This window comes from Achromobacter sp. (genome assembly GCF_036567245.1).
Taxonomy (GTDB): Bacteria; Pseudomonadota; Gammaproteobacteria; order Burkholderiales; family Burkholderiaceae_B; genus Achromobacter.
The window spans coordinates 1-11050 of sequence record NZ_DATCUY010000728.1 but is presented as its reverse complement, the minus strand read 5'-3'; the positions used below and the strand labels follow the sequence as shown (position 1 = coordinate 11050).

At 66.5% G+C, this 11050-nt stretch carries 11 protein-coding genes and 2 tRNA genes; 1 reads left to right on the top strand and 12 read right to left on the bottom strand.

Translation table 11 applies throughout. The annotated features are described in order from the left end of the window. The 4 genes from VIR09_RS31510 to VIR09_RS31495 form a co-directional block, all read right to left on the bottom strand. The coding region (locus tag VIR09_RS31510; protein ID WP_332016439.1) for an ABC transporter substrate-binding protein at positions 1-444 on the bottom strand (444 nt) is incomplete at its 3' end. 351 nt (positions 445-795) lie between these two features. Further along, entirely contained in the window at positions 796-2184 is a 1389-nt protein-coding gene (locus VIR09_RS31505) for a GTPase/DUF3482 domain-containing protein (RefSeq protein WP_332016438.1), read from the bottom strand. Beyond that, complete coding sequence (locus tag VIR09_RS31500) at positions 2177-3616, bottom strand: DUF2868 domain-containing protein (RefSeq protein WP_332016441.1); 1440 nt, start codon at positions 3614-3616, stop codon at positions 2177-2179. The genes VIR09_RS31505 and VIR09_RS31500 overlap by 8 nt, the downstream gene beginning before the upstream one ends. Positions 3617-3702: 86 nt before the next feature. Beyond that, positions 3703-4593 carry an AraC family transcriptional regulator gene (locus VIR09_RS31495; RefSeq protein WP_332016437.1) on the bottom strand — a complete coding sequence of 297 codons (891 nt, stop codon included), beginning with the start codon at positions 4591-4593 and terminating at the stop codon, positions 3703-3705. 149 nt (positions 4594-4742) lie between these two features. On the opposite strand from VIR09_RS31495, the gene VIR09_RS31490 reads away from it, so the two are divergent. After that, positions 4743-5636 carry a DMT family transporter gene (locus VIR09_RS31490; protein ID WP_332016436.1) on the top strand — a complete coding sequence of 298 codons (894 nt, stop codon included), beginning with the start codon at positions 4743-4745 and terminating at the stop codon, positions 5634-5636. 45 nt (positions 5637-5681) lie between these two features. Here VIR09_RS31490 and VIR09_RS31485 read toward each other — a convergent pair whose 3' ends face one another. The 8 genes from VIR09_RS31485 to VIR09_RS31450 form a co-directional block, all read right to left on the bottom strand. After that, complete coding sequence (locus tag VIR09_RS31485) at positions 5682-6878, bottom strand: aminotransferase class V-fold PLP-dependent enzyme (RefSeq protein WP_332016435.1); 1197 nt, start codon at positions 6876-6878, stop codon at positions 5682-5684. A gap of 18 nt (positions 6879-6896) precedes the next feature. Next, the gene (locus VIR09_RS31480) at positions 6897-7370 is read right to left on the bottom strand and encodes a RidA family protein (protein ID WP_332016434.1); all 474 of its coding nucleotides are present in this window, start codon (positions 7368-7370) and stop codon (positions 6897-6899) included. Between the two features lie 96 nt (positions 7371-7466). After that, the gene (gcvA, locus tag VIR09_RS31475) at positions 7467-8381 is read right to left on the bottom strand and encodes a transcriptional regulator GcvA (protein ID WP_332016433.1); all 915 of its coding nucleotides are present in this window, start codon (positions 8379-8381) and stop codon (positions 7467-7469) included. 135 nt (positions 8382-8516) lie between these two features. Then, positions 8517-8592, bottom strand: a tRNA-Asn gene (locus VIR09_RS31470). A gap of 109 nt (positions 8593-8701) precedes the next feature. Next, positions 8702-9751 carry a virulence RhuM family protein gene (locus VIR09_RS31465; RefSeq protein ID WP_332016432.1) on the bottom strand — a complete coding sequence of 350 codons (1050 nt, stop codon included), beginning with the start codon at positions 9749-9751 and terminating at the stop codon, positions 8702-8704. Positions 9752-9918: 167 nt separating this feature from the next. Further along, positions 9919-9994: transfer RNA gene (locus VIR09_RS31460), tRNA-Thr, on the bottom strand. A gap of 67 nt (positions 9995-10061) precedes the next feature. After that, on the bottom strand, positions 10062-10511 hold the full coding sequence (locus VIR09_RS31455) for a ClpXP protease specificity-enhancing factor (protein WP_332016440.1): 450 nt from the start codon (positions 10509-10511) through the stop codon (positions 10062-10064). 13 nt (positions 10512-10524) lie between these two features. Next, positions 10525-11050: glutathione binding-like protein (locus VIR09_RS31450; RefSeq protein WP_332016431.1), on the bottom strand; the 526-nt coding region annotated here is incomplete at its 5' end.

Below are 11050 nucleotides of genomic sequence, written 5' to 3'. Positions count from 1 at the left end.
GGGCGTGGGCGTGATGACTTCGATGGTGTAGTCGTCCACCTTCTTGATGTCGGAGGCCTTGGCGCCATAGCCCTTCATGTCGGAGCCCGGGGTCAGGCTGCGCTTCCAGGAGAAGATGACGTCGTCCGCCGTGAACGGCGAACCATCATGGAATTTGACGCCCTTGCGCAGCTTGAACACCCACTTCGTGGGCTCGGGGTTTTCCCAGCTTTCCGCCAGGAGCGGTGTCAGTTTCAGGTTGCCGTCGTAGCCGGCCAGCGTTTCGTAGATGTTGCCCTGGAAGCCCAGCGTGAACGTTTCGTTCAGGGCCATCGGATCCATGGACGTCGCGTCGCCTTGATAGGACCAGTGAAAGGTCTTGGCGGCCGCGCCGGCGCTGAATGCCAAAGAGGCGGCGACGGCAGCCGCGAGCGCAGCTTGCTTCAGGTGGGGAAAAGTACGCATAGCCCTCATGCTCCGTGTGGTGCGCGGATAGCGCGACAGAAGTGACAGGGCCCCGGCCCCATGGGGAACCGGGGCATGGCGTTGCTGCTTACGACGAAAGACGGATTGGGGTCTGGCGATACGCAGCGCGAGCCGCGCGCGGGCCGCCAATAAAGGCGCTGTAGGGAATCACTGCGCAGGACTTCGACTTCACGATAGACCCAACCCCTTGTGATTATCATGACGGGGACGGACCCGCGCCGATGCAGAACGAATGTTATAGACCCATTCGTTTAAGCGTCAATCGGTTTGGATTGGGGTTAGTACTTGCTTGCCGGGAGTATTGAATGGTGCGTTCGGCAAGACCGGCGGTCATGCGCCAGGCGGCGGCGCGTCGGCAAGGGTTTTCGCCAATTCGCGCACCACGCGCTTGCGGCGGTCGCTGTCTTCGTAGTGCTCGCCCAGGGCCGACCATTCTGGCCGGCTGCGGGCTTCCTTCAGCGCCTCGGGCAAGGGTCCCTTGCGCCAGGCTTCATCCTCCGGATGATCTAGTTTCAATGGTTCGCGCGCGGCGTGGCCGCGGCGCTCCAGCGCTTCGATCAACTGCCGCTGGCGCAAGGCCAAAAGGCGCAGCACCGCGTCGTCGACGCTGATCTCGCGCCAGCCGCGCAGCTTGCCGGCCATGCGCTTGCCCAGCTTCTCCACGCCCTGCCACAGGCCGCCGGCGGCGGCGCCGATCAGCATGCCGGTGCCCAGGCTCAGGCCCGCGCTGAACAGGTCCACGGCCGCGCCGGCCATGGCCCCCGCGGCGACGCCCATTCCCACCTGCACGCCCATGTCCTTCAGCGCCTGGGGGTGGAACAGGTCCATGCCCCAGCGCTCGCCCTGCAGAGGCAGCGCGTCGTCGGTGAAGTCAGCTGCGCGGAAGTTGTAGAGCGCCAGCAAGGCGTTGACACAGGTCTGTTCGCGCTGGCGCACCTGGTCGCGCAGTTTGCTCGAGGCGGCGGTGAGCGCCGCTTCGTCGCTGGCGCTGGAGACGTGCAAGGCAGCCACGTCCACCAGCAAGTCGGCCAGCAGCTCGTAGGCCGAGCCGCGACGCGTCCGACGCTGCTCGGCCAGGCTGGCGGACAGCCGGGCCAGCGCGGCGGCGTGGCGGTCCAGCAGCACGCCGAGCTTGGCGTAGAGCTGCTGTTCGCCATCCAGCGGCGGCGCGACGGTATCGAATTCCACCACCGCATGCAGCCCTAGTCGCGCCATGGCGGCGCGCCATTCGTCGGCGCGGTGCGCGGGTGCGTTGACGAAGTTCAGCACCGGCAGCAGAGGGCGGCCGCAAGCGGCCAGGATGGCGAGTTCGTCGCGGTGCTTGCCCAGCACCGGATCGCGCGCGTCGATGACATACAGCGCGGCGTCGCAGTCCAGCATCTTGGCCAGCACACGGGCTTCCTGCTCATAGCGGCCATGCGCTGCGGGCGTGTCGAGAAAGCGGCGGATGCGCGCGGGTCCGTCCAGGCGCTCTTGCGGGCTGTCCAGTTTTTCCAGGTACTCCAGCAGCGAGATGCTGTCTTCCATGCCCGGGGTGTCGAACCATTCCAGCACGGCGCGCCCCTCCAGCCGCAGGCGCGCGCCTTCCACATGGCGCGTGGTGCCGGGGCTGTCGGCGACTTCGCCGAAGGTGGTGTCGCGCGTCAGCGTGCGCAGCAGCGAGGTCTTGCCGGTGTTGGTATGGCCGACCAGCGCGACCTTGATGAGGTCCTCAGCCATGGCCGGACTCCAGCCACGCGAACGGCGCGATGGGTGCCTGCAGCACCGCGTCGGCGGGCAGGCCGAGCGCAAGCAGGCGATCGCGCCATAGCGAGGCGCGGGTGACGGCATCGGCGCCCGCGCGCGGTGCGACCAGCCAGACGCGGGTCTGTTCCGCGTGCGCAGCCAGTTCGGCGATCAGCGATAGCGTGCCCCGGTCTGGCGTCTGGCGCGCGTCGCAAGCGATCAGCATGCGCGTGGCGGCCTGGCCGGCCAGCGCGTCCAGCACGCGGTTGCGTTCTTCGCGGGTGTCCAGATTGCCGGCCTGCCGGATGCCCGCTGGCAGGTCCGCAGGCGGCCAGGCCAGGTCCGCCGGCAGTTCCAGTCCCAGCAGTACGGGCTGGCCGCCCAGGCCCGCGAGCGGTGGCGCGCCGACCCGCGGTTCGTGCAAGGGATCGGCCGGACGGTCTATGCCGGTAGACAGGGCGGGCGGCTCCAGACGGTCGCGCAGCGCGGAGAAGCCGGGCAGCGCGGGATCGATACGCAGGCCGCGCAGCGCGCGCAGCGAACCCGCGACGCACAACGCGCCGGCCAGCAGACGGGGCAGGATGCCGTAGACCACCAGCACGCCGATCAGCCAGAGCGACCACTGCACCTGGGCCTCGGCCGGCAGGGCCTGGGCGCCATCGCTGGCGCGGATCATGGCGGTGTCAGGCATCGGAAAGCCCAGTTGGGCCGGCAGCCAGCCTATGGCCTGCGTCAGGCGCACGAAGGTGTCTGGCGCCAGCAAGGTGGTGGCCCAGATGAAGCGGTAGCTGGCGGTGGACAGCACGGCCAGCAGGACCGCCAGCGCGGCGCACAAGGCCGTCAGCCACAGCAGGTGGCTGATGCTGCCGAACAGCCAGCGCAAGGCGCCCGCGCGGGCCAGCAGGTTGAGGAAGGCCTGCGGCACCAGTGCGCTGTCGGGGCCGCGGGCCAGCTTGCGCGTGGCCCACAGCCAGACCCGTCCCAGCCCCGTGACGGAGGAAGCCCGCAGCAGGAAACTGGCCAGCCAGAGCAGGAAGGTGAGCGCATGCAGGCCCAGCAAGGCGCCCAGCGCCCACAGCACGTTGACGGCGCGGGATCCGTCGCCCAGCGCGCCCAGCGCGGCGCCCGCGCCGGAAATGGCGGCCAGCAGAAACAGCAAGGCCAGGATGGCGAGCGCGCTGCGGCTCCATGTTTCGACCAGGGGGACGAGGTTCTCGCGTTGCGCCAGCAGCGCGGCGCGGGCCAGGATGCGAGATGGCAGATCGCCATCTTGCTGGCGGACGCGGCGCACGGCGTTCGCGTCTTCCAGCGGCCCCCAATGCGCTTCGCGCAGGCGGATCAGTTCCGCCAGCCAGTGCGCGCGCACGGGGCCGGCGCTGAGAGGGTCAGCCGTGGGGGAGGAATCGCGAGAGGTCGTAGACGGCATCGCGTCGGGCAGCGGTACGGTCAGGCCCTTGGGGCGGTGGGCCATTGTAGACCGGGTGGGCCGGGAAACGGGGCCGCAGCGCCTGCTCAGTGCCTGGCGCGGGCGCTGCGGTATTGTCCCGGCGTGACGCCGACGGCGTCGCGGAAGACTCGCGCCAGATGGCTGGCGTTGCCGAAACCGCTGGCTTGGGCAACGCCGGCCAGATCTCCCTTGCCGGCCGCCAGCAGCTTGCGTGCGTGCGCCAGCCGCCGCGTCCGTACCCAGGCGTGCGGCGGTTCGCCGAAAGAGGTATGGAACATGCGGGCGAAGTGGTAGGTGGAAAGCGCCGCCACGCCCGCCAGCTCATCGAGCGTCAGCGGTTCGGCCAGATGTGCGTCGATGTAGTCCATGATGCGCCGGCGCACGACGGGCGCCAGGCCGCCGCGCAGCGTTGCCGCAGGCTTGCGCGCCACGCCCTGGTTCAGCAGATGGTGCAGCACGGTCTCGGCCGCGCTGCTGGCCGCCAGCCGGTCGGCAGGCTGGTTCCAGTCGGTGTCCAGCAGTTGCCGGCACACGCCGATCAGCGAGTGGTCGTGGATGTAGGTGCGGTCGCGCAGTTCCAGCGTGCGGGGCTCGCAGTCCAGCCGCATGACGGCCTCGCGGGCCAGGCGTTCCGGCGCGATGTAGAGGTGCAGGAAGTGCACGCTGTCGTTCATGCTCCAGCGCGAGTAGTGCTCCGAGGGCAGCACGCAGAATTTGCCGGCGCCGCCGTGCAGCCGGTCCTGGCCCAGGCGGAACGACTTGTCGCCGCCGTGCAGGTAGAGCGACAGGGTGTGATGGCCCGGGTTGTCGTAGCCCATGGTTTCGTGGGCGCTGCGCGACCATTGCGAGATGGCGATGCCCTCGCCCAGCGCGGTGGCCCGCCCCAGCGTCGCGGTGGAGCTCGCCAGGGTGCGGAAGACGGAAAAGTCGGCCGGGGCCGAAGCGACGGTAGCCATATGAGTGGAATGCTACTGCGATCCCGCGCGCGTCGCGCGCGCGAGCAGAAGAAAACCGCAAGAACCGGCAATCCGCTTGGGCCGGGCGGGCGCAAACTGGGTTCCCAGGCGGTTTTCCGGACTGTCGTTACCTGTTTCAGCATCGCATCGTGAATCTCTTCCTGTATTTCCTCACCGTCGTCATCTGGGGCACCACCTGGATCGCCATCAAGCTGCAGCTGGGCGTAGTGGCCATTCCCGTTTCGATCTTCTATCGGTTCGCGCTGGCGGGCCTGATCCTGTTCGCGGCCCTGGCGCTGACCCGCAAGCTGCAAAAAATGGACCGACGCGGCCACTGGCTGTGCGTGGGCCAGGGCTTGTGCCTGTTCTGCCTGAACTTCCTGTGCTTCTACACGGCGACCCAATGGATCCCCAGCGGCCTGGTGTCGGTGGTGTTTTCGGCGGCGACGCTGTGGAACGCGCTGAACGCCCGCCTGTGGTTCGGTACCCGCGTCGCGCCGCGCGTGATGGCAGCCGGCGCCTTGGGCTTTGCCGGCCTGGTGCTGCTGTTCTGGCCGGAACTGGCCGGCCAGCAGGCCAGCCATGAAACCCTGCTGGGCCTGGGCTTCGCCCTGCTGGGCACGTTCTGCTTTTCCACCGGCAACATGCTGTCGTCGCTGCAGCAGCGCGCCGGCATCCGGCCCCTGACCGGCAACGCCTATAGCATGCTGTATGGCGCGGCCATCCTGCTGGCGGGCTGCGTCGCGGCGGGCCTGCCGTTCGAGTTCGATACCTCGGCCTCATACGTGGGCGCCCTGCTTTACCTGGCCATACTCGGATCCGTGGTGGGCTTCACGGCCTATCTGACGCTGGTGGGGCGCATGGGGCCGGCGCGCGCCGCCTACTGCACGGTGCTGTTCCCGGTCGTGGCCCTGAGCGTGTCCACTTTTGCCGAGGGCTATCAGTGGACGGCGCCGGCCCTGCTGGGCCTGGCGCTGGTGATGTTGGGCAACTTGCTGGTCTTCACGAAGTGGACGCCTTTCGTGCGACGCACGGCGGCTTGAGCGTGGCCCAGGGCCTGTGCAAGGCTCCTGTTCGTGTGAACAGGCCTAGCGGGCCAGGGCCCGCAGCCCTTCCAGCAGGCGGTCGATTTCCGCGTCATTGGTCAGATAGCTGACCGATGCCCGCGCAATCTGCGTCAGACCGCGCGCCTGCATGTCCAGCGGGGTATAGGGCACGCCGTTGCTGCCGATGGTGATGCCCTGCGCCGCCATGGCACGCTGCACGGATACCGCGTCCTGGCCGGCCAGGTTGAAAGACACCAGGCCGGAGCGTTCGCGGCCCTGGTCCAGCACGGCGATGCCAGGGATGGCCGCCAATTCCGCCCGCAGGGCTCGGGCCGTGGCGTCGATACGCGCCCGGATGGCCGGCAGGCCGATGTCCAGGGCTTCCTGCAAGGCGTTGGCCAGGCCGCAGCGCAGAGCCAACGAGGCTTCCGCCGATTCGAGGCATGCGGCGTCCTGGCGCAGCATAGGCTCGCCGTCCGCGCCCAGCGGTGCGGAGTGGGTGTCGACGAAGGCGGGCGTGAGCTGCTCCAGGAAGCCGCGCCGCACGTACAGCAGGCCGGTGCCGCGCGGGCCGCGCAGCGCCTTGCGTCCGGCACCGCTCAACACATCGCAGCCGATCAGCGCCACGTCCACGGGTAACTGACCGACGGCCTGAGCCGCGTCCACGAAGTATGGGATGCCGTGGCGGCGCGCCACGCTGCCCACGGCGGCGGCGGGATTGATCAGGCCGCCATTGGCCGGCAGCCAGGTCAGCGCGATCAAGCGCACGCGTTCATCGAGCATGGCCTCCAGCGCCTGCGCATCCACGCAGCCGCTTTCGTCCGATGGGATGGCTTCCAGCGTGGCGCCGGCGCGCTGCGCCTTGAGCCGCATGCAGGCCAGATTGCCGCCCCATTCGTGGCGCCCCACCAGGATGCGGTCGCCGGGCCGCCACGGCGCCAGCGCCGCGAAAGCCGCACCCCAGCCGGGCGAGTTGCCGCCCGTCAGCGCGATTTCACCGGGCTCCGCGTTGAGCAGCCGGGCCGCCAACAAGCGGGCCTTTTCCGTCAGCTCCCGCGAGGCTACGCCCGCTTCCATCGGGCCTTGCGTGGCTTCGCGTTGCAGGTGCGCGTGGATGGCTTGCAGCGTGGCAGCCGATGGCAGCGACGCGCCGGCGTGATTGAAGTGGACGCTGGTTTGCGCGCCAGGCGTCTGGGCGCGCAAGGCATCCACGGTGGCGGGGGTCAAGGGGGCGGACATGGCGGCTCCGGCTGGGGATCAGGCTTGCGTGAGCGCGATGACGGCTTCGACCTCCACCGCCACGCCCTGCGGCAGGGACGCCACGCCGACGGCGCTGCGCGCATGGCGGCCGGCGTCGCCGAACACCTCGACCATCAGGTCCGAGGCGCCGTTGGCGACTGCGCTTTGGCGGTTGAAGTCCGGCGTGCTGGCGACGAACACACCCAGGCGCACGACGCGGGCCACGCGGTCCAGCTTGTCGCCGGTGGCGGCCGCGATCTGCGACAGCAGGCCCAGCGCCGACAGGCGCGCCGCCTCCACGCCATCGGCATCCGAGACCTGATCGCCCAGGCGGCCCAGATAGGCGGCCTTGCCATCCTTGCGGGAGATCTGGCCGGAGATATACAGTAGGTTGCCTTCCTGCACGAAGGGCACGTAATTGGCGGCGGGCGCGGCGGCGGCTTCGAGGGTCAGGCCAAGTTCGGCCACGCGGCCAGAGATAGAACGGGTCATGAGGGACTCCTGAATTGGAAAAGAAGGGCAAGCCTCATGCTATCGGCCGCTGCCGACCCTGACCAATCAATTTTTGCGCAGTACGCATGAGTAAAACTAATGCGTATCGTCCTGCATCCGCGCTTCCTGCAGCAGCCAATCGTGGAAGCGTTGCGCGGCCTCGCCCAGCGCGCCGCGCGGCGTCACGAACCACCAGCCGATGCGGGGAGCCTCCAACGTAGCACCCGGCAGGGCCTCCACCAGCGCCCCGCTGGCGAGTTGGGCGCCGATCAGGCGGTGGCGGCCCATCGCCATGCCTTGCCCGGCAAGCGCAGCTTCCACGACGATGTTGTAGTCATGCAGGCGCACGGCTTGCACACCGCCCAGGTCCACCCCATGATGCCGCGCCCAGGCGTCCCATTCGAAGGGATGGCGGGCGTGCGAGGCCAGCAGCGGAAAACGCAGCAGGTCCTCTGGCGCGCGCGGCCGCTTTCTACCCGCGATCAGCGCGGGCGCGCAGACGACCGACAGCCGCTCCGCCATGATCAGCCGCGCTCGCACACCGGGCCATACGCCGCGACCGTAGCGGATGGCGATGTCGACCTCGCCGCCCGCGACATCGGCCAAACCGATGTCCGGCTGCAATTGCAGATCGATGTCGGGATGTGCCGCGGCAAACGCCGCCAGGCGCGGCGCGAGCCAGCGCGTGGCGAACGACGCCAGCAATCCGACGCGCAGCGTCTGGCGCGGCGTGGCGGGCGCGCGGAGCTCGTCCGTGCCCTGGCGCAGCAGTTCGAAAGCTGTGTGGACGCGTTCGTAGTAGGCCTGTCCGGCGGCAGTCAGCGCCACGGCGCGCGTGCGCCGCTCGAACAGCGCCACGCCCAGCTCGGCTTCCAGGCGTTGGATATGGTGGCTGATGGCGCTTTGCGTGACGAAGAGCTCCTGCGCGGCCAGCGAAAAGCTCATCCGCCGCGCGGCCGCTTCAAAGGCGCGCAGGGAAACCAGGGCTGGCAGGGATCGCGCGGAACGCATGAGAGACGCAGAAAATCGTGATGATGGAATGCGCATCATCGTACGCCGCGCGCGGCGCGGCAAATGGGCCGTGTGCGTGGCGTTCCAATGCAAAAGGCCCGCAACAAGTTGCGGGCCCTTCAGTACTGCATTCTTTGGCTCCCCGAGCTGGGCTCGAACCAGCGACCTGCGGATTAACAGTCCGTCGCTCTACCGACTGAGCTATCGGGGAACAGGTAGAGGGGGCGAATTATGCACAAAAAAACGGAAGAATGCAAAACGGGGTGGTTGAGATACGGTAAAGGGCTCGTGCGGGCGCAAGAAAGTCGGTGCGGGTGGGTCTAATTTGCCTTTCTTGTCCGCTTCGGGCCGGGAAGTTCGCCAGTCGCCTTGATGTTGACCACGACCTTGTCAAAGTCCGATCTAAAGGTCAGATCTTGGACCACGCGGAACTTCTCGTATTCTGCTTCGGCTTTCTTCTTGGCGGAGTCTGCTGAAACTCGGCCTGCATCGGCTAAGACCTCGTACTCATTGAACTGGAGGAAGGCGTCGAGCTTGCCGGCCCATTCGGCCATGGTCATGACCTTGCGCCGCTCCGCGAGACCTTCGGCGAAGTCCAGGTATTGCGATACCAGGCGATTCAGGCTGCGAATTTCTTCTTCTGCAAGATAGTTCTTCGCAATGGCCACATCGGACTTGAGCACCTTGCCTGCCGCCCTTTCATTCTTCCAGGACGTGAGCCCCATGTTGGGCCTGGAAGAATCCGAACGAGCCGAGATCAGCTCCGAGGCGGTCTTGCCGTGTATGGCAAAGTGAAACTTGTTTTGGACAGCGGCATAGAACAGGTGGGCTGTCTGGGAGTCCTTGTCATAGTCAACGCTGCATTGGGCAAAGACGTCCGTGACCTTCTGGTAGAACCGTCGTTCGGATGCGCGGATTTCGCGGATGCGTTCGATCAGTTCTTCGAAGTAGTCTTTTCCGAACAACTGATTGCCCTGCTTCAACCGGTCATCGTTGAGCGCAAAGCCCTTGAGCAGGTACTCCTTGAGTACGCCGGTCGCCCAGATCCTGAATTTGGTCGCACTGGATGAGTTGACCCGGTAACCGACCGAGATGATGGCATCCAGGTTGTAGTACTTCGTCAGGTAGGCCTTACCGTCCGCGGCAGTTATTCGAAATCTTCTAATAACTGAGTTCTCGTCCAGCTCATTGGATTTGAAGACTTCTTTGAGGTGGTAGTTGATGGTCGGGACTTCTACCCCGAAGATCTCGGCCATCCCTTTTTGGCTAGCCCAGACGGTCTCGTCCTCAGCGACGACCTGCACGCGGACGTCGCCATCGGCGGAGGCGTAAAAGAGGAATTGGGAGCCGCTTTGTTCCGGGTGTTCCATGTCTGGATTTGCTCACAACAGTCGTATTCTGCTGTACGAATATACAGAAACAGGCGTGGGTTCGGGCGTGCGCCGATACATTTGCTGCCGCTATCCGGTGCGGTTATGCCGCAATCAGACAAAAAGAGAAAGGCCGACTCTGGGAGTCGGCCTTTCTCTTTTATTTTTGGTGCCGGTGAAAGGAATCGAACCCTCGACCTTCTCATTACAAGTGAGCTGCTCTACCAACTGAGCTACACCGGCGCTGCGTGCCAGGCGCACGCGAAGGGCTGCATTGTAATGAAAAAAATGCAGGCCTTGCGTGGATGCCTTATTTGACGATGGTCAGGCGCGGACGCTTGGGTTCGTCGTCATCTCCGCCGTCGTCACCGGGGGCGGCGTCGTCGTCGGAGCCTTCGGGCGCGGCGGCGGCCGTCGCGCCCTGGGCGCCTGCTTCCGGCGGTTCGTAGGGCTGCACTTCGAAGCCCATGCCGGCGCCGGTTTCGCGCGCGTAGATGGCGCTGACTGCGCCCACGGGAACGTAGACGTTTTCGGTCACGCCGCTGAAGCGGGCCTGGAATTCGATGAATTCGTTGCCCAGCGTCAGGCGGTTGGTGGCCAGCGTGCCCACGTTCAGCGTGATCTGGCCGTCGCGCACATGGGCGATGGGCACCATGGTGTGCTCGTCGACCTGCACGGTGATGTAAGGCGTGTAGCCGTTATCGGTGCACCATTCGTGCAGCGCGCGGATCAGGTACGGTTTGGTCGAAGTTTCACCCATCACGCAACCAACCTTAGCGACGCATCACTTTTTCCGAAGGCGTCAGCGCTTCGATGTAGGCCGGACGCGAGAAGATGCGTTCGGCGTACTTTTGCAGCGGAGCCGCGTTCTTGGGCAGTTCGATGCCGTAGTGGTCCAGGCGCCACAGCAGCGGAGCCACGGCCACGTCGAGCATGGAGAATTCCTCGCCCAGCATGTACTTGTTCTTCAGCAGCATGGGGGCCAGCTGGGCCAGGCGGTCACGGATGTTCTGGCGGGCGTTGGCCAGCTTCTTCTCGTCGGGCTTGGCGCTGCGGTCTTCCAGCGTCGAGACGTGAACGAACAGTTCCTTCTCGAAGTTGTAGAGGAACAGGCGGGTACGGGCGCGCATGACCGGGTCGGCGGGCATCAGCTGGGGATGCGGGAAGCGCTCGTCGATGTACTCGTTGATGATGTTCGACTCGTACAGGACCAGGTCGCGTTCGACCAGAATGGGCACTTGACCGTACGGGTTCATCACCGAGATGTCTTCGGGCTTGTTGTACAGGTCGATGTCGCGG